Raw genomic sequence first — 18,208 nt, 5'->3', positions numbered from 1 at the left:
AACGATTCCTGCCGGTGTGAGCCACCTGAAAGCAGGGAGGAATGCGGGGCCGATCGGACCCACCGTATGCGGGCCGGAGCGGCGCGTCTTGTCACCAGAACGGGGGTCTGCGGCGGTTGCCGAGGTCACCGTCGGCCTTGGCTGTTCGGGCACGGTCGCCCGGCGGACGGGTGCCGTGCAGCCGTGCCGACGTGCCGTCAGGCGGGGGCGCTGTCGATGGTGGCCTGTCGCCAGTTGCGGTAGAGCCCGGCGTACACGCCGCCCGCGTCGAGCAGCTCCCCGTGCCGGCCACGCTCCACCAGCCGGCCGCCCTCGAGCACCATCACCTCGTCGGCCAGCTCGGCGACGGCCAGCCGGTGCGCGACGGTCACCGAGGTGCGCCCTGCGGTCAGCCGGCGCAGCGCCTCGATGAGCGTCAGCTCGATCTCGGGGTCCACGGCCGAGGTGGCCTCGTCGAGGATCAGGCAGGCCGGGTCGGCCACGTGCGCGCGGGCCAGGGCGACCAACTGCCGCTCCCCTGCGGACAGGCTCTCACCGCGCTGCCCCACCGGGGTGTCGAGGCCGTTCGCCAGGCCGGCGAGGAACGCCTCCGCACCCAACTCGCGGAAGGCGTGCTCGATCTCGGCGCGGGTGGCGGACGGGCGACCGTACCGGACGTTCTCCTCCACGGTGGTGTCGAAGAGGAACGGCTCCTGCGGCACGACCACCACGCGGGAGCGCAGCGATTCGGTCGCTATCTCGCGGACGTCCACGCCGCCGATCAGGATGCGGCCCCGGTCCGGGTCGGCCAGCCGCGCGATCAGCTTGGTCAGCGTCGACTTGCCGGATCCGGTGGCACCGACCAGCACGACCTGGCGGCCCGCGGGCACCTCGAACGACACGTCGTCCAGCGTCACGCCGGCGCCCGGGTAGCCGAAGACCACGTTCTCCACGACCACACCGGGCGGTTCGGGTGGCAGCTGCCGGCCTTCGGCCTGCTCGGCGAGGTCGTCGGCGATGTCGAGCAGGGCCAGCACGCGACGCCACCCGGCGACCGCGCTCTGGGTGAAGTCGATGACCTGGGTGAACTCCGTGATCGGAGCCATGAACAGGGTCACCAGCAGGATGAACGCGACCAGCTCGCCGGCGCTGTGCCCGGTCGACGGGCCGATCGCCAGTCCCACCGCGACGACGGCGACCACGACGACCACGGAGAACAGGTCGGCGAGGGAGATCAGCACGCTGCCCAGGTACCCGGCCCGGATCTTCGAGTCCCGCCACCGGTGGATGCCGGCCGTGGTCCGCCGCAGGCTCGGCTCCTCGACGCCGTAGGCGCGGATGACGGAGGCACCCTGGACCGTCTCCGAGATCACCGTCAGCAACTCGGCGACCCGGACCCGGACCGCGGTGTGTGCGGGGCCGAGGCGGCCGACCACCACCCGGACCAGCATCAGCAGCGGAACGGTCAGCACGACCGTGATCAACGTCAGCACGATGTCGTAGTAGGCCATGCCGGCGAGGGCGGCCAGCATGATGGCGCCGTTCACCAGCCAGGCGATACCGCCCCACTGCAGGAACATGCTGAGGGTTTCGACGTCGGAGGTCACCCGGGACACCAGCTTCCCCCGGGCCTCGGCCGAGTGGTACGCCACGCTCAGCCGGTGCACCTGGGTGAAGGCGCGGACCCGCAGGTCGAACAGCGCACGTTCGCTGGCGATCGCCAGACGCACCAGGCTCGCCCAGCTGACCACCGCGGTGAGCACCACCACCAGCGCGGCCACCGCGCCGAGCCCCAGCAGCCGGCCGCCGTCGATGTGACCGGAACTGAGCCCGCGGTCGATGACCTGCTGGATGAGCACCGGCACGGCGAGCCGACCGATCCCGCCGAGCAGGGCGAGGACGACCGTCAGCGCCAGGCCCTGACGAATCGAGGGGATGGCCGCCAGACCGCGGCGGATCACGGCGGTCGTCGACCCCGTGACGCTCTCGGGGTCCGCCGGGTCGATCGTGGTCATGCCTGCACCCGCTCTCGCTCGTAGGCCCGGATCAACCGGTCGTAGCCGTCGATCCGCAACAGGTCGGCGTGTGAGCCGATGCCGGCCACCCGGCCCTGCTGGAGGTAGACGACGGCGTCTGCGAGAGCCAGCGTCGCGGCGCTGGTGGTGACGACGATCGTCGTGGTGGAGGTCAGGCCCGTCGCCAGGCCGCTCATGATCTCCTGTCGGGTGGTGGCGTCGACGGCGGAGGTCGCCTCGTCCAGCAGCAGCAGCCGTGGCCGGTGGGCCAACGCCCGGGCGAGCGCGATGCGTTGCCGTTCGCCACCGGAGAGCGTGACTCCACGCTCTCCGACCGGCGTGTCCGCCCCGTTCGGCTGGCCGTCCACCAGCGCGGTCGCCCGGGCCAGGCGGAGCGCCTCGTCCAGCCGCGGATCGGCCGCGGCGGAGTCGGAGGCGGAGGCAGAGACGGAGGCGTCGAAGTCGAGCAGCACGTTCCCGGCGAGCGAGCCGGCGAACAGGAACGGCTCCTGGAAGGCGGCTGCGACGGCCGCCACCCGGTCGGCCGGGCTGATCCGGCTCAGGTCGGCCCCGTTCAGCAGCACGGTGCCGCCGGCCGGCGGCACCAGGCCCGTCAGTGCCAGCAGCAGCGTGGACTTGCCCGACCCGGTACCGCCGGTGATCGCGACGGTGGCGCCGGCCGGCACGTGGAAGCTCACTCCGGACAGCGCTGCCGCGCCGCCCGGGTAGGCGAAGGAGAGGTCCTGGACGCGTACGTCGAGCGGGCCGTCCGGCAGCGGCTGCGGATCCGCCGTCGCCGGCGGCAGCGGCTCGTCGAGCACCGCCTGGACCCGGGTGTACCCGGCCAGCATGCGCGGCACGTCGCCGAGCACGTTGCCGATGGTGCGCACCGGGACCACCAGCATGGCGAACACGTTGACGAAGCTGACCAGGGCGCCGACCGTGATCGCTCCGCTGTTGACCCGGAACGCGCCGACGATGACGATGACCAGCGAGGTGACCGTCGGGATCGACTCGACCAGCGAGTCCAGCATCCACTCACGGACGGCCAGTCTGATCTTCGCGTCACGCAGGCCGGCCGCCTCGGCGGCGAAGCGGTCGCGCTCGACGCGGTCCCGGCCGAGCGTCTTCACCAGGGCCGCGCCGTCGAAGCTCTCGTGGGCGACCTCGGTCACCCGCCCCAGGCGCTCCTGGACCGCCTCGGCGGGCACCTCGACCTGTTTCTGGTAGACCGAGTTCACCAGCAGCAGCGCCGGGATCATCATGCCGCCGACCAGGGCCAGCACCGGGTCGACGACCACCACCCACCCGACGGTGACCACGAACAGCACCAGCATGCCGAGCACGTCCGGCAGCCGGGCGGGCAGCTCCGCCGCCGCTTCGGCGTCCGTCGTGACGTGCGCCAGCTTCTGGCCGGTCGAGTGGGCCTGGTGGTACGTCATCGGCAGCTGGTGGTAACGCCGGACGACGGCGTCCCGCAGGGTGGCGTCGAAGCGCGCCCTGGTCACGACGAGGGTCCAGCGCCGGATCAGTCCCGCGGAACCCTGCACCACGCCGACGGCGGCCACCGCCACCAGCACGGCGAGGACCGTGCCGGTGGCGACGTGGCCGTCGTCGAACCGCGGGATCACCACGTCGTTGCACAACACGCCGAGCGCCACCGACCAGGCGACCAGGCTCGTGCCGTACAGCAGCGAGCCGACGAGTCCCCAGGCGATCGGGCCCGGGTGGGCGCGGAAGGCGGCGAGCAGTAACGCCCGTGATCGCCGGACCTGTTTGAACCGCCCGGCCGTCCTCTGATCTGTCATCTGGCCTTCCCGGCCCTTCGCCTTCGTTGGTCGAACCGGTCGGCGAAGCACGGACGCGCCGACCGGCGTCGAGACGACGTCCCGGACTTAGAAGTAGGACTGCAGCTCACCGCGTCGGCGCACGTCCGTGGTGGCGCAGTGGAAGGAGCCGCCGAAGGTGTTGAAGTTCCGGAACGGGCAGGGAATCGGCGTGATGCCCCAGTTCTCGGCGAGTTCCTGCATCGGCCGGTCCTCGGCCTCGACCACCATGTGGGTCTCGTCCAGCATCAGGATGTTCATGTTGATCCACTTGCTGGTCATGTACAGCGGGTGGCCGTCCGGGATGACCGGCGCCGGTGCCCGGCGAACCTCCCAGTCCTTGAACTGGCGCGGCACCTCGACCACCCGGTCGGGATGGATGAGCAGCTTGCCGGGTGCGATCGGCATCAGGCTCGCGTCGATGTGCATCGGATGGTCGTCCGCCAGCTCGACCACGTGCACCTGGTACTCGTCGCCGATCTCCCGGCGCACCCACTCGATGCCCATCATGTTGGTGACGTGGCTGCGCTGCGCGAAGATGTCCCGGCCGCACCGGATGAAGTCGGCCGCGTCGAAGGTCGGTTCGAACTCGGTGATCACCGACCGGAACGGCTCGCCCTCCGGCTGGTCGGTCCAGCCCTCGACGTACAGCTCCTCGCTGAGCTCCGGGCGAGGGCCGGCGGACCACCGGGCACCCCCACGGAAGTACTCCTTGAGCAGCGGCCGGTAGGCGGAACTGGCGAAGTAGCGCGACCGCCAGGCCATCGGCGCCTCGATGATCTGCTCACCGATCACCAGCAGCAGGTCGCGCGGCATCGCGTCGTAGAGGCCGGTGCTGGTCCAGCCCGGCGCGCCGTACGACCGGCCGTGGTCACGCACGTCCGGTCGGCGCACCCGCACGCCGTGGTTCTTGAGGATGTCGACGAGCTGGTCGAGCTCGTCGCGGGCCGCGGCGATCTGGTCGGCCGGGAACGGCTTGCCGGCGTTCTCCCTGAACACCGCGCGCTGTTCGGGCGAGAGCGGCGCCGCCGTCACGGTGTCGTACGGCGGGAAGTGCGCACCGTCGACGGTGCCGACGATGACCTCCTCCAGCGGGTCCCACTCGTTGTAGGCGCGGACCGGCGACCCGGTCGTCTCCTCTGACTCAGACACTGTTCGTCCTTCGTTCGTCGGTGTACAGGGTTCCGCCGGACCACACGTACGGTGTGCCGCCCCAGGCGGTGGCGGTGGCCACGTCGGGGAAGAACCCGTGTCCCGACAGGTTGGCGCTCGTGTTGCACAACAGGGGGATCCCGCTGATCCGGTGGTACTCCTCGAGCACCCGGCCGACCCTGGTGTGCGGTGTGTCCGGCCGGATGGTCTGCAGCCGGGCCGTCCCGTCGAGGTGCAGCACGGCCGGCACCCGCTCCGCCCAGCCGGCCCGCAGCCGGTGGTCGAAGAGCATGTACGGGTCGGCGCCGCCGGGGTCGAAGACCGCCGACGCCGCCGACTCCAGGCAGATCGGCGCGACCGGCCGGTACGGCTCCCGGTGCTTGATCCGGTTCAGCTCGTCCTTCATGGCCGGCGCCACCGGGGCGGCGATGATGCTGCGGTTGCCGAGCGCCCGCGGGCCGAGTTCGGCCCGCCCGTCGACCACCGTCACCGGCGCACCCGTGGTGTGCAGGAGTGCGGCCAACTGCGCCTCGTCGCACGGCCGGGCCGACCAGCCGGGCGCCGGCCGGCTGGGCGTGACGGCCGGCCCCGAGTAGACGTTCCACTCCAGCTCCGGCCCGCCCCCGTGGCTGAGCACCTCGCAGAGGGCGGTGCCGATGGCGGCACCCGAGTCGTTGGTGAACGGCGGCACCCAGACACCGGTGAACAGCCCGCTGGAGCGGATCATGCTGTTCCACTTGATGTTCAGCGCACATCCGCCGGCGAGGCAGATCGGCAGCGGTGCGGGCAGTTCGAGCCGGCCCACCGCGTCGGTGAGCGCGCCGACCAGCGTCCGGCCGATGAACTCCTGGCAGGAGGCGATGAGGTCGGCGCTCGAATGCGACGGGAAGAGCTCGGTGCAGCGGGCGGCCAGCATCGTGCCGACCTCCGGGCCCATCAGGTCGGCGCCCAGCTCGGCGACGAGTTTGTCGAGCACCGCCAGCACGTCGTCGTCCACGGCGCCCAGACCGGCGTACGCCATCGCCTTGCCCGCCGTGCCGAGGTGGTGCTCGACGATCTGGACCTCCGTGAGCCCGTCCAGCGACCGGTGGAACGGCTCCAGCGCCAGGCAGAAGTACGTGAACATGTCGCCGACCAGGCCGAACAGCGGACCCAGGTACTCGCCGGTCACGGGTCGGCCGGGACGCACGAGGTACAGCCGGGGCAGCGTGCCTCCGTCCCAGACCAGGCCCAGCGAGGTCCGGCCGGCGAACGGACCGGTGCTGTAGCTGGCGTACAGGTGGTGGCTCACATGCGGGTAGCTGCTGTAGCCCCCGGCCAGTGGGCTGCCGGGGATGCCGTCGAACGTGTACCGCGCCGGCAGGGCGGGGACGAACGGGTCCGCGGCGTACGGCGCGGTGGCGACGCTGACCGGCTTCCCACCGGACAGGGTGTCGATGAGCGTCGGTCCGTCGCCCTCCGACCACCACCCGTCGACCACGAAGCGGTCCACGTCGGCGACGCCGAGCCCGTGGTCGGCCAGGACGGCGGAGATCCGGTCGAGGTCGCCGAGCGCGCTGTAGCGCCGGCCGTTGCCGAGCTTCTCCATCTCGGCACTGAAGAGCAGCCGCTGCCCGTCGAGCACGGCCACCGCGCCGTCGTGGGAGACCTTGATGCCGCAGACGATCACCGCTGGGATCCGTCCATGGCCGCCCGCAGGCTGGCCGGCCGCATGTCGGTCCACAGCTCGCCGATCCGGGCCAGGCAGTCCTCCCGGGGCGCGGGCTCGCCGACGGGGGTCCACCCGGCCGGCACCGGTCGGTCCGACCGCCAGATCGAGTACTGCTCCTCGTCGTTGTGCACGACTACGTACGTCTCATCGATGTCGGTCATGACTGCCCCTCGGTCTCGGTTCCTACGGCACGCTGTTCCCGGGACGGGTGGACGCGGCCGGACAGCATCTCGATCTCGACCTCGATTCCGACCGTGGCGTCCGGCGAACCCGCCGACTCCGCCGGGTCCAACCGGGCCAGGTGTCCGGCGATCCGCTCCCGGTCGCTCACCAGCCGGACGTGCCCGCGGACGTTGACCGACATCGGCTGACCGGCCGACGCCGGGTCGAACACCGCCAGCACCTTGCCGCCGTCGGTCAGCGGCACCGCGTCCGTCCGGTCCAGAACTCCGAACAGGACTCCCTGCCGGCCCCGGTTCCGTTCCAGGGTCAGCGGCAGCCGGATCGCGACCGGGAACTCCGAAGGTCCGGCGCTGATCACGGTGCCGGAGTCACACCGCCGGATCTGCGCGACCAGGGCCTCGAAGTCGTCCTGCGCGGCGGGGAACGCCCGCGCCATCGAACCGCCGTCCTTCGCGATGGCCGTGATGATCTGCTTGGACCGGAACGGCAGCAGCGACAGCAGCGTCTCGCCGAGCCCGTGCGTCGCCTCGGAAAGGCCCTGCAGGTACAGTCCGCAGGTCAACTCCGCGGTAGAACGCGCCCGGTGGTCCTGGGAGACCACGGGCCGGCCGCGGTCGTCGGTCTCCAGGTACGGCAGGACGTCCCGGTACATCTCCGTGTCGAGGTCCCGCCGGTAACCGGTGGCCAGCACCAGTCCGTCCGTGCGCAACTCGTGGGCTCCGGCACCGAAGCGGCTGAACACGCCCACCCGGACTCCCGTGCCGTCGGAGTCGGCCGAGGTCAGCCGGCAGCCGTCGTGCACCACGAGCCGGGTCCGGCCGCGTACCTCGTCGGCGTAGACCAGGCGGTACAGGTCGTCGAGGAAGCCCGCCTCGACCACGGCGTAGTTGGTGCCGCGCAGGCGGGCGCCGTAGTCGCGCCGGTTCTCCTCGCTGCGGAAGTAGAAGGCGTCGGCGTTGGCCTCGAAGAACTGCTCGTTGGCGAAGGGATTGTTGTCGGTGGCGCTCAGCGAGTACCCGGGCAGGACCAGGTGCACCCGCGAGTTGCGGTAGCGGTCCAGCAGGTAGTGGGTGATCTCGCCGGCGCTCTGCCCGTCCCCGGCGACCGCGAACTCCCAGTCCCGGTCGTGGTCGGTGAAGGCGCCCGGGAACTTGGACAGGAACGCGCTGGAGTGCACCACCGACGGGCCGGTCGTCACCCCGGTGGGCACCTTCGGCAGGCCGCCCAGCCCGTGCACCACGTTGCGGGCGTGGTACTCGACCACCTCACCGGTGGCGGTGTCGGTGGCCGTCACCCGCAGCAGCGACAGCGTGCCGTCGTCGCCGCGGACCGGGGACACCGAGGTGACCGCGGAGCGGTACCGCACCGTGCCGGAGAACTGACTGCCGACCCACCTCAGGTAGTCCTGGAACTCCAGCCGGGTCGGCCGGAACTCGGAGAGGTTGACGAACTTCTCAAGCCGCCCCTTGGCCTTCTGGTACGCCAGGAAGGTGAACGGGCTGGCGAGATTGCGCAGGGACACCAGATCCTTGAGGAACGAGATCTGCATGCGTGCCCCGTCGATGAGCATGCCCTCGTGCCAGCAGACGTCCGGCGAGCGCTCCAAGAAGAGGCAGCTGCGATCGGGGGCGATCTCCTGGGCGGCGATCGCCAGCGCGATGTTCGACGGTCCGAAACCCAGACCGATCACGTCGTACGGGTCATCCCGCGTGCCGAGATCCTTCACGTACTGTTCCTTCCTCGACGGCTTGGCGGCTTCATCCGACGGACGGCTTCGCCGACGGGCGATCACCGACGCGGCCCGTGTCCAGGAAGCCGACCAGGGCCGGCACCGGGGAGACCACGCGACCGGCTTGCTCGAACTGCTCCTGGTACTGCTCGGCGACCACGGGCAGCCGGCTCCAGTGCGTCGCGGGGCGCAGGTGGTGCTCCTGGTGGTAGCCGTCGTTGAAGGTCAGCAGGTTGTACAGCCGGCCGTAATGGCTCACCGAGTTCGCGTACCGGCTCTCCGGCTCCGCGCCGAAGTGCCGGTAGTAGTTCTGGATGTTGACCAGGGTGAACGCGAGCGCCACCGAGGGCAGGTAACACAGCAGGGTCCACTGCCAGGACAGAACGGCCAGCAGCACCGTGAACGCGACGTACGCGAGCCGGTCGTACCTGATCTGGCGGAGTTCGGCCGCCCGGCGGGTCGGGTTCCGGGAGGCCAGCCCCTGCAGCGTGGCCTCCTGCGGGCCGACCGCGCACCCCCGGCGCAGCATCGCCCAGGTGGCCACCCACTCCAGAGCGGAGGAGGCCAGGCCGCCGACCAGGTACCGCCACAGCGGGGCGTGCCCGTCGTCGCGGCCGTGCCGGTAGGTGGAGGTGATGTCGGCGGTGGTCCCGTCACGCTTGCGGTCGTTGTTGTACCGGTGGTGGTTGCGCACGTGGGTCAGGTAGTAGCCCTGCACCGACTGCGCGATGTTCGCCGAACTCACCAGCGACAGAAGGGCGTTCAGCCGTCCGTCGGTGAACCAGGGCTGATGGACGAACAGGTGGGTGACCACGATGATCGAGTAGGTCATCATGGCTGTGACCAGGGCGGCGGAGCCGAGCCTGGGCCACAACCCGTCCGGTGTCAGAGCCGCGAGCGCGATGGTCCCGACGAACTGGGTCAGAGTGATGGCGAGCAGGATGGCGTCGGCCGGACTGTTTCGCCAGAACTGCTGTGGTTTGGCGTCGACCATTGCACCAGTACCTTTCCGTACGCGTGGTGGACCTGCCCGGCGATTCACCGAAGTGGCGCTTCCCTGCGCGAATTCGCAAGCACCGGGAATCGGGCCACGGGTCACAGAGCCCGGGATACGGTGACGACGCTAACCACGGCCGGAACTGTCAACGATGCCGTCGACCGGGCGTTCACCACTCGCGCCACCGCGGGCGCCTCGACCTCGCCCGACGCCGACGGGCATGAGGCCGCGCCCGGCGTCCAACTGTTCACAATCGGCACTTGGAAGCGGCGTACTCACACGAAAAGCCGTGCGCCGCATGGTCCTAGGACCATGCGGCGCACGGATGTCGTTGTCCCGGCCCGGTCTGCGCGGATGCGCACCGGGTCTGTCGTCAGCCGCCCAGTCTGAAGATCAGCTCGGTGACGGTGGCCTGACGGCCGGGGGCGAACGAGTCCTCACTGCCGACGCGCACGAAGCCGTTGCGCTCCAGCACCCGGACGGAGCCGGCGTTGTCCTCCACGACCCGGGCGTGGATCGGCCGTTCCGTCACCTCGTCGAGCAGTGCCGCGACGGCCGCCGTGGCCACGCCCCGGCCCCACCAGTCCTTGCGAATCCAGTAGGTGAGCTCGGTGTCGCCCTCGATCGGGAAGGTGGCCACACTGCCGACGACCTCACCGCGGATCTCGACGACCCGGTTGACGATCGCGTCGTCGGCCAGGATCTTCCGGTACTTCTGCCGGAAGGCGTCGGCGTCGCGGGCGGTCCTGGCGTCGGTGAAGGCCGCCAGCTGCTGGGCTTCCTCGTCGAGTTGGATGTCGAAGAGCGCCGGAACGTCATCCTCGGTCAGGGGTCGCAGCGAGATGTCCCTGGCCACGTCGTCAGTCATCACATCTCCGTGTCGGACGGAACGACGGGGCGTTCCACGTCAGAGCCAAGCCGAGCCGAATCTAGCACGCCGGACGGACGGCGCCGGGAGCTCCGGAGGCCGGCCGGCGGCCCGCAGCCCTTTTACGGGACACGCCGACCGGCCGACGCGGCATTAGGTTGCTTTGAAGGGATTCCGGCCGGAGGACCACCTGATGGCAATTGGAGGTCGTCTTAATGGTGCGGCAAACCGAGCTGTTGACGCCTCAGCTCTCCGACTATCTCGACTTCCTCGATCGCGGGGAGATGAGGTACGTCCCCTATCTGATGTACTTCAACAGGCCGAACTTCCGATCGGCGGCCATCAACACCGACCGGCTCGGATTCCGGATCTCGCATGGCCCGAGCGGACCGGGGTCCGTCGGCGGTGACCAGGTCGACGGGCCGGTCCGGCTGCTCGTGGGCGGTTCGGTGTCGCTGGGTTACGGCGCCACGAGCGACGCGACCACGATCGCCTCCCGGCTCTGGACGAAACACGCGCCGAGCAGGCCGTGGTACACCTTCGGCGCCCCATACCTCAACTCCACGCAGGAGTTGATGCTGTTCATGCTCCACCGGCACCTGCTGCCGCCGATCGACGAGATCGTCATCCTCAGCGGCTTCAACACGCTGGTCATGGGACAGCTGACCGGGGTGGACGTCGGCGGCCAGGAGCCGTTCTTCTTCTGCAACGAGTACTTCGAGAAGATGCAGGAGTTGCGCGCACGGTACGCCGAGCCGGCCAGGACCAAGCGGTGGCGGACCGGCCCGAGGCCGTCGGCGCAGTCGGTCACGCCGTCAGCAGCCCGCCCGACGACGGACGGCATGATCCGGTCCGCGGTCGACGTCACGCTGCGGAACCTCGACAGCTGGCTCGTGATGGCCGCCGCGACCGGCGCCCGGGTGAGCTTCGCCCTCCAGCCGCTCGCGACCTGGCTGCGGGAGACGCCGGCGCCGCAGGAGAAGCTGCTCTTCGACGAGTTCGACCACGCCTCGGACTACGGGACCTGGGAGGAGCGCTACGGCGACGTCGGCAGCATCGCGACGGGCGCCGCCTATGCCGAGGCCCTCGGCGAGGCGTGCGCGCGCAAGGGCATCCCGTTCGTCGACACGCTCTCCCGGCTCAACGCGGTGACGAAGCCGTCGGACTGGCTCTTCGTCGACCGCGGCCACTACACCGACGAGGGCAACGACGCCGTCGCGCAGGTGCTCGCCGAGAGCCTCGACCTGACGTGACGTCCGGATGCCGACCCCGAAGTGAACCGAGGTGACTTCTCCGTGTCGTTCCTGCGTACGCTGATGGCCAGGTTGTTCGGCCGCCGCAAGAAGAAGAAGGCCGATGCCTCCATCTACCCGATGTTCTGATCAGGCGATGGGCGACGACGAGCCGATGTTGTCGGTCCGGACGGTGTTCGCGCGGGCGTGCGAGCCGGAGGACACGCCACTGCCCGACACGCTGCGGGCCGCGATCGCCGACGAGCTGGACCGTGCCGGCCGGGACGGCGCTCTGCGGTGCGAACCCTCTGCGGCCGCCACCTGGGCCGAGGCCGAACGGGTGCGCTTCACCGCGCTGTTCGCCACCGCGGAGCGCGAGGGCTGTGCGGACGTTCTCGTCCGCCGGGCGGTGCTCGCCTGCGCGCCGCTGGCCTCGGTCTCGGGTGCCTGGCTGCAGTGGATGAGCGAGCCGGGCAACGCCGAGGACCCGGTCACCATGCGGGCGCTCGCGCTGTTCGCGGCCGATGTCGGCACCGGGCATCCCGGCGAGTCCCGTGGCGACGCCTACCTCGCCCTGATGCGGCACGTCCGGGTGGCCGTGCACGCGCGCCCGGCCGCCCGCCTGGCACACGACCGCCGGATCGCCGACCCGTCCTTCCACATGTCGGCGCTCGCCCTGACGATGAGCCGACGCCCGGACGCTTACCGGGGCGAGATCATCGGTCTCGACCTCTGCTTGCGCGAGGTCGGGCTGCTGCCCCCGCTCGCCGGTGTCCGGACCCGGGGTCCGGACACGGCGGACTGGGCCGCGCTGGATCCGGGCCGCGCACGCGACCCGCGCCGGGCGCCGGCGATCGACGACGCACGAGCCGTCGCGGCCGAGTTCACCGCGACGGCCGGCGCGGCCGGTACGGCGGCGATCGAGCGCGGCTTCGCGTGGGCGTTCGCCGCCCTGCGGCGCTGGAGCGACGAGGTGTACCGGGAGCTCGACGCCGCTCGCGACCCGTCCTTCGAGATGGCCGAGCTGATGCGCTCCCGGGCCCGTGAGGCGTCGTCCTATCACGACCGGTTCGTCATGCGCGGGCGACCACTGAAGCAGTGGCTCACCGAGGCGCGCACCGACCCGGCTCCGTTCCTGGCCGCGCTCGCCGACAGCCGCCTCGTACGGCCGGGCCGGTCCGGGGAGAGCCGGCTCACCGGCGAACTGGTCTCGGAGAGCGGCCGGATGTTCCGGGTGTTCCCCGACGACGACCTGGACGTCATCAATCGGTGGATCGATGCGCTGCCGGCCGATCCGGCCGAGCGCGGGCAGCTCCGGCCGGCCGCGTACCAGCCCCGGAGCTTCGGATTCCGCCCGGCCCCCGACACCACGGGCGACGACGGCGTCGCTCCCGCCGACCTGCGGGAGGCGTACACCCGACTTCTGCGGCGTTCGGTCACGCAGGCCACCCGACGGTATGCGCTGCGCTACGTCGAGAGGTGGCTGGCCCGATCGCGCCACGGCATGAAGCAGGCGGCCCAGTCGCTGCCGGCCGAGCCGCCGGCGGACGGCCTGCGGCCGTGGCTGCTCGACCAGCACGACCTCCACAACAGCGAGTTCCGGGACGGCTCGGACGCTCCGCTGCCGAGCCGCGCCGAACTGATCGACTCGACGCTGCAGTTGGCACCGCTCACCCTGATCGACGGCGCCTGGCTGGCCGGACACACCGACTACCAGCTCGCCTCCGCCGAACGCGGCCACTTCCTGTTCAACACCTACTGGGACGAACTGGGCAACGGCGAGCTGGAACTGAACCACCCGCTGATCTACCGCATCCTGTTGCGGGAGATGGGCATCGACCTGCCACCGACCCGGTCGCCGGAGTTCGCGGCCTGGCCCGCCATCCGGGACCCGTCGTTCGAACTGCCCGTCTACTGGCTGGCGATCGGCCGGTTCCCGCGCACGTTCGAACCGGAGATCCTCGGCCTGAACCTGGCGATGGAGTTGTCCGGTGTCGGCGGCAGCTATCGCCGCGCCCGGCACGCGCTCAAGCAGTACGGCTTCAGCACCACGTTCGTCGACGTCCACAACACCATCGACAATGTCGCGACCGGGCACTCCGCGTGGGCGGCGGACGCCGTCGACGGGTATCTGGCGCAACAGGCGCCGGCGGCTCGCGCGGACGCGTGGGACCGGGTCCGGACCGGGTACCGCTCGCTGAACCCGCCATCCGGATTCTGGGCCCGCAACGCGGCCCGTCGCGCCCGAGTGGAGGCATCCGCACATGTCTGAACTGGTTCTCGGCATCTCCGCCTACTACCACGACAGTGCCGCGGCGCTGGTGTCCGACGGCCGCCCCGTGGCAGCCGCGCAGGAGGAGCGTTTCACCCGCCGCCGCCACGATTCCTCGTTCCCGGCCAACGCCGTCGGCTACTGCCTGGACGAGGTCGGCGCCACCCTCGCGGACGTGTCGGCGATCGCCTACTACGAGGATCCGGCCCTCAAGTTCCGCCGTGTCCTGGCGACCTATCTCGGCGCGGTCCCGTTCGGGCTCGCCTCGTTCCGCGACACCCTTCCCGGCTGGTGGTCGTCGAAGCGGCGGGTCGCCGAGGTGGTCCGTCGCGAGCTCGGGGGCCTGGAGCGCGGACGGGTACCGGAGATCGTCTGCCGGCGGCACCACGAGTCGCACGCCGCCTCGGCGTTCTTCGCCGGCCCGTACGAATCGGCCGCCGTGCTGTGCATCGACGGTGTCGGCGAGTGGGCGACCACCTCGATCTGGCACGGGCAGGGCACCCGGTTGGAGCCGATGGCCGAGATCCGCTTCCCGCACTCGCTCGGCCTGCTCTACTCCGCCTTCACCTACTTCTGCGGATTCAAGGTGGACTCCGGCGAGTACAAGCTGATGGGCCTGGCGCCCTACGGCGAGCCGCGGTACGCCGACCTGATCCGCGCGCGGCTGATCGACGTCAAGCCGGACGGGTCGTTCCGCCTGAACATGCGCTACTTCGAGTTCCTGCGCGGTCAGGTGATGACCGGTCGCGGATTCGAGGAGCTGTTCGGCGGTCCGCGCCGGGAGCCGGAGGGCGAGCTGACCCGGCGCGAGTTCGACCTGGCCGCGTCCGTCCAGCTGGTCACCGAGGAGGTCGTCCTCAAGCTCGCGCGCACGGCCCGCCGGCTGACCGGCGAGTCGCGGCTGTGCCTGGCCGGCGGCGTGGCCCTGAACTGCGTGGCGAACGGAAAGATCATCGCCGACGCACTGTTCGACGAGGTCTGGATCCAGCCGGCGGCCGGCGACGCCGGCGGCGCGCTGGGCGCGGCGCTCGCGGTCGCGATGGACCGGGGAGCCGCGCGTGCCCACGTGGGGACCGGACACGACGCGATGTCCGGGTCATTGCTCGGACCGGCGTACGACGACGACGAGATCGCGGCCTACCTGGCCGAGACCGGCGTCCCGCACCGCCGCCTCGAACCGGAGGAGCTGGCTGCCGAGGTCGCGAGGTCGATCGCCGCGGGGATGGTCGTGGGCTGGTTCCAGGGCCGGATGGAGTTCGGCCCGCGGGCGCTCGGATCACGGTCGATCCTGGGCGACGCCCGTGATCCGCGGACCCAGTCGGTCATGAACCTGAAGATCAAGTTCCGGGAGTCGTTCCGGCCGTTCGCGCCGTCCGTACTGGCCGAGGACGCCAAGGAGTTCTTCGACCTCTCCCAGGAGAGTCCGTACATGCTCGTGGTCGCGCCGGTCGCGGAGGCGGCCCGGCTCGCCGTCGAGACGGATTCCGGCCTGACCGGCATCGATCGGCTCAAGGTCGCCCGGTCGGTGATCCCGGCGGTCACGCACGTGGACTACTCGGCGCGGGTGCAGACCGTCGGGCCGCGGGACAACCCCGCCTACCACCGTCTGCTCACGGCACTCAAGAGGGAGACCGGCAGCAGCGTCGTGGTGAACACGTCGTTCAACGTGCGCGGCGAGCCGATCGTGAACACGCCGCACGAGGCGTACACCTGTTTCATGCGGACCGACATGGACCTGCTCGTGCTCGGCGGGTTCCTGCTGCACAAGTCCGACCAGCCGGACTGGAAAGAGGACGTGGACTGGCGTACCGAGGTTCCCCTCGACTGACCAGCAGCCGTCCGTCCCACACCGAAGGGGGTTCCTGATGCGCAAGGCCCTGCTCACCGTCGTGTACGTCCTGCTCGTGATCCCGGCCGGCCTGGTCCTTCGGGTCCTGCGCGATCCGATGCGCCGGTCGAGGCCCCGGGGCCGGCCGAGCTACTGGGAGCGGCCGCTCACGCGGGGGTGAAGACCACCTGGTCGGCGATGGTCCGTTCGATGGCACGCATCGCCGGGAGCACCTCGTCCGGCCGCGTGACCAGGCCCTCCACCACGCCGAGCGTGCCCTGGCCGCCCAGCCGCCAGTCGACCCGGTCACCGGGCTCCGCGGTCAGGACGACCGAGAGGATGTCGGGCCGCTCGGCGAGGGCGGCCACGTTGCCCCAGGAGGCCAACCGCCAGTCGCCGACCGGCGGCAGGATCTGGTAGCCGAAGGCGACCGCGGCGGGCTCCCCCAGCGACACCACGGGCTGTCGGCCGACGGCGACCTCGAACGCGAGCCGGACCGCCTCCACTCCGAACGACCGGTGCAGCAGCGCGGCCGAGTAGCCGCCGAGGCGGGCGTTCACCTCGATCACCACGGGCCCGTCGGCGGTCAGCTTCAGCTCGATGTCCGCCCACCCGTCCTGCACGCCTAGAGCCCGGCAGGCCGCCGCGGAGATCGCGTAGACCTCCGCCTCGACCGGCGCGGGCAGCAGACCGGGCAGGAAGAAGCCCCGTTCCCGGAACGGTTCCATCAACGGCAGCCGTGAGTTGAGCACCTGGCACGCGACCGTGCCGCGCCACCACAACACCTCGACCGACACGTAGTCACCGAGGCCGGGCCCGGCCACCGACGGGCAGCCGACCAGCATCTCCTCGACCACGAACTCGTCGGCGTCGCCGGAGGCGAACGCCTCGGCGGCGTACCGCGCCGCGTCCTCCGGGCTGTCCAGGCGGTACGTCTGACGACTGGACGCACCCCTCACCGGCTTGAGCACGGCCGGCGTGCCCACCTCGGCGAGCGCCTCCACCGCCTGGCCGGGCCCCGTCAGCAGCCGGAACCGCGGCACTCGGAGCCCGGCCTCACGGAAGCGCTGCCGCTGGACGTGCTTGTCGGTGGCGGCGAGCACCGTGCGCTCGGAGTGGAAGCGCAGGCCGAGCCGGGAGGCCAGCCGCTGCGCGAGCGGCAGGTCACGGTCGGAGAAGGCCACGATCCCGGCCGGGCGGCGGGCCGCGAGCACGGCGGCGCCGGCCGCCTCGTCGGTCATGTCGACGACCTCACCGACGACCGCCAACAGGTCGGTCAGTCCGTCCGGCACCTCCTCGACGGGCACCGCGAACAGGAGGTCGTAGCCCTCCGCGTCGGCGGCCAGTTCGAGCGGGCTGGCGGCTCCGGCCGTGTAGACCACGATCACCGTCTCGGTCATGCGTCCACCCTCACTGTGTGGTCGTGCTCGCGGTGCGCGGGCAGCGAACGGTAGATCTGTTCCAGGCCGCCCAGGGGGCCGCCGAGCCGCGGCAGTGCCGCGTACACCGGGTCGCGGCTCAGGATCGCGTCGACCTCGCGCAGTCGCCACATCGGCGTCCGCGGGAACAGGTGGTGGACCAGGTGGAAGCCCTCACCGTCGATCTCCCCCAGCAGGAACCGGGTGCCCCATCCGTAGACCCGGTTCCAGGACATGTAGATGTCCACCCGGGGCGCCGTCTCGATCAGCGGGAAGTGCTCCATCAGCTCGGACACCGCACCGATCCACACCTGTGTGGTGACCAGTGGAACGAACCAGAGCAGCAGCAGCCACAGCCACCAGCCGCCCAGGACGGCCCAGCTGAGCACCCCCGCCAGCAGGACCACCCGCAACGCCCGCTCGGCGGGATGCTCCCCCGCCGCCACGATGCGGTGCCGCAGCAGGTAGAACACGTACGAGGCGGTCGCCTTCGGCGTCACCACCGTGCGCAGGTACCGGCGCAGCGCCTTGCGGGTCAGGTCGTCCCCGCACAGCGCGTTGTCCCGGTACTGCTGGTAGTCCGGGTCGCGGTCCGGGTCACCCAGCCGGCCGTGGTGCTCGCCGAGGTGCGAGGCCCGGTAGCCGGTGTAGCTCTGCAGCACGGGGTACCCGCCGAGAACCGCCCCGATCACGCTGCCGGCCCGGTGGTCGGCCATGAACACCCGGTGCGTCGCCATGTGGAGCATGCCGGCGATGCCACGCTGCCGGCCGCCGATGAAGAACACCGCCACGAGGTACACCGGCAGCGCCAGCCACCAGGGTGCGTGCTGCCACGACAGCACCGATGCCGCGCACCAGAACGCCATCCAGGCCCAGTGCGTGACGGCTTCCACGGGACCGTGCCAGTTGTCAGGCCGGGACGCGGCCCGGACCTCGGCCATGAGGTCCGGCGCGAAGCGGTACCGCTCGGCTAGATGGGAATCGGCCACGGTCCTTCT

The 18,208-nt window shown here is 71.0% G+C and carries 14 protein-coding genes; 4 read left to right on the top strand and 10 right to left on the bottom strand.

The features are described from left to right. Window positions 1-197 precede the first annotated feature (197 nt). The 8 genes from ACF9IK_RS19650 to ACF9IK_RS19615 form a co-directional block, all read right to left on the bottom strand. The gene (locus tag ACF9IK_RS19650) at window positions 198-1,994 is read right to left on the bottom strand and encodes an ABC transporter ATP-binding protein (RefSeq protein ID WP_395295486.1); all 1,797 of its coding nucleotides are present in this window, start codon (window positions 1,992-1,994) and stop codon (window positions 198-200) included. Then, window positions 1,991-3,802, bottom strand: a complete 1,812-nt coding sequence (locus tag ACF9IK_RS19645; protein ID WP_395295485.1) for an ABC transporter ATP-binding protein — start codon at window positions 3,800-3,802, stop codon at window positions 1,991-1,993. The genes ACF9IK_RS19650 and ACF9IK_RS19645 overlap by 4 nt, the downstream gene beginning before the upstream one ends. Before the next feature lie 87 nt (window positions 3,803-3,889). After that, window positions 3,890-4,972 carry an amidinotransferase gene (locus ACF9IK_RS19640; protein ID WP_395295484.1) on the bottom strand — a complete coding sequence of 361 codons (1,083 nt, stop codon included), beginning with the start codon at window positions 4,970-4,972 and terminating at the stop codon, window positions 3,890-3,892. Further along, the gene (locus tag ACF9IK_RS19635) at window positions 4,965-6,641 is read right to left on the bottom strand and encodes a carbamoyltransferase N-terminal domain-containing protein (protein ID WP_395295483.1); all 1,677 of its coding nucleotides are present in this window, start codon (window positions 6,639-6,641) and stop codon (window positions 4,965-4,967) included. Before ACF9IK_RS19635 ends, ACF9IK_RS19640 begins: the two co-directional genes overlap by 8 nt. After that, on the bottom strand, window positions 6,638-6,844 hold the full coding sequence (locus ACF9IK_RS19630) for an MbtH family protein (protein WP_395295482.1): 207 nt from the start codon (window positions 6,842-6,844) through the stop codon (window positions 6,638-6,640). The genes ACF9IK_RS19635 and ACF9IK_RS19630 overlap by 4 nt, the downstream gene beginning before the upstream one ends. Next, entirely contained in the window at window positions 6,841-8,592 is a 1,752-nt protein-coding gene (locus ACF9IK_RS19625) for a SidA/IucD/PvdA family monooxygenase (protein ID WP_395295481.1), read from the bottom strand. Before ACF9IK_RS19625 ends, ACF9IK_RS19630 begins: the two co-directional genes overlap by 4 nt. A 31-nt stretch (window positions 8,593-8,623) precedes the next feature. Next, window positions 8,624-9,589: a fatty acid desaturase family protein gene (locus tag ACF9IK_RS19620; protein ID WP_395295480.1), complete on the bottom strand. Its 966-nt coding sequence runs from the start codon at window positions 9,587-9,589 to the stop codon at window positions 8,624-8,626. 376 nt (window positions 9,590-9,965) lie between these two features. Further along, window positions 9,966-10,460, bottom strand: coding sequence for a GNAT family N-acetyltransferase (locus ACF9IK_RS19615; protein ID WP_395295479.1), 495 nt, complete (start codon window positions 10,458-10,460; stop codon window positions 9,966-9,968). Window positions 10,461-10,675: 215 nt separating this feature from the next. Here ACF9IK_RS19615 and ACF9IK_RS19610 point away from each other — a divergent pair, with 215 nt between their 5' ends. From ACF9IK_RS19610 to ACF9IK_RS19595, 4 genes are all read left to right on the top strand, one after another. Continuing rightward, window positions 10,676-11,713, top strand: coding sequence for an Inducer of phenazine A (locus tag ACF9IK_RS19610; RefSeq protein WP_395295478.1), 1,038 nt, complete (start codon window positions 10,676-10,678; stop codon window positions 11,711-11,713). A 136-nt stretch (window positions 11,714-11,849) separates the two neighbouring features. Continuing rightward, a complete protein-coding gene (locus tag ACF9IK_RS19605; protein ID WP_395295477.1) occupies window positions 11,850-13,964 on the top strand; it encodes an iron-containing redox enzyme family protein in 2,115 nt (704 codons plus the stop codon). Next, window positions 13,957-15,792 carry a carbamoyltransferase family protein gene (locus tag ACF9IK_RS19600; RefSeq protein ID WP_395295476.1) on the top strand — a complete coding sequence of 612 codons (1,836 nt, stop codon included), beginning with the start codon at window positions 13,957-13,959 and terminating at the stop codon, window positions 15,790-15,792. The genes ACF9IK_RS19605 and ACF9IK_RS19600 overlap by 8 nt, the downstream gene beginning before the upstream one ends. A gap of 37 nt (window positions 15,793-15,829) precedes the next feature. Continuing rightward, the gene (locus ACF9IK_RS19595) at window positions 15,830-15,973 is read left to right on the top strand and encodes a hypothetical protein (RefSeq protein WP_395295475.1); all 144 of its coding nucleotides are present in this window, start codon (window positions 15,830-15,832) and stop codon (window positions 15,971-15,973) included. Here the strand turns inward: ACF9IK_RS19595 and ACF9IK_RS19590 are convergent. Further along, the gene (locus ACF9IK_RS19590; RefSeq protein WP_395295474.1) at window positions 15,960-17,192 is read right to left on the bottom strand and encodes an ATP-grasp domain-containing protein; all 1,233 of its coding nucleotides are present in this window, start codon (window positions 17,190-17,192) and stop codon (window positions 15,960-15,962) included. The two genes, ACF9IK_RS19595 and ACF9IK_RS19590, sit on opposite strands and share 14 nt — an antisense overlap. Then, window positions 17,189-18,199 carry a fatty acid desaturase gene (locus ACF9IK_RS19585; protein ID WP_395295473.1) on the bottom strand — a complete coding sequence of 337 codons (1,011 nt, stop codon included), beginning with the start codon at window positions 18,197-18,199 and terminating at the stop codon, window positions 17,189-17,191. The genes ACF9IK_RS19590 and ACF9IK_RS19585 overlap by 4 nt, the downstream gene beginning before the upstream one ends. Window positions 18,200-18,208 lie beyond the last annotated feature (9 nt).

The organism is Kitasatospora hibisci, assembly GCF_043950205.1.
GTDB classification, from domain to species: domain Bacteria; phylum Actinomycetota; class Actinomycetes; order Streptomycetales; family Streptomycetaceae; genus Kitasatospora; species Kitasatospora hibisci.
Note: the sequence above shows the minus strand (reverse complement) of the source record. Positions and strands in the feature narration are given on the sequence as shown.

Coding starts and splice junctions, on each gene's coding strand:
- ACF9IK_RS19650 (WP_395295486.1), bottom strand. CDS start 1,994: ATGACCACGATCGACCCGGCGGACCCCGAGAGCGTCACGGGGTCGACG.
- ACF9IK_RS19645 (WP_395295485.1), bottom strand. CDS start 3,802: ATGACAGATCAGAGGACGGCCGGGCGGTTCAAACAGGTCCGGCGATCA.
- ACF9IK_RS19630 (WP_395295482.1), bottom strand. CDS start 6,844: ATGACCGACATCGATGAGACGTACGTAGTCGTGCACAACGACGAGGAG.
- ACF9IK_RS19620 (WP_395295480.1), bottom strand. CDS start 9,589: ATGGTCGACGCCAAACCACAGCAGTTCTGGCGAAACAGTCCGGCCGAC.
- ACF9IK_RS19615 (WP_395295479.1), bottom strand. CDS start 10,460: ATGACTGACGACGTGGCCAGGGACATCTCGCTGCGACCCCTGACCGAG.
- ACF9IK_RS19610 (WP_395295478.1), top strand. CDS start 10,676: ATGGTGCGGCAAACCGAGCTGTTGACGCCTCAGCTCTCCGACTATCTC.
- ACF9IK_RS19605 (WP_395295477.1), top strand. CDS start 11,850: ATGGGCGACGACGAGCCGATGTTGTCGGTCCGGACGGTGTTCGCGCGG.
- ACF9IK_RS19600 (WP_395295476.1), top strand. CDS start 13,957: ATGTCTGAACTGGTTCTCGGCATCTCCGCCTACTACCACGACAGTGCC.
- ACF9IK_RS19595 (WP_395295475.1), top strand. CDS start 15,830: ATGCGCAAGGCCCTGCTCACCGTCGTGTACGTCCTGCTCGTGATCCCG.
- ACF9IK_RS19590 (WP_395295474.1), bottom strand. CDS start 17,192: ATGACCGAGACGGTGATCGTGGTCTACACGGCCGGAGCCGCCAGCCCG.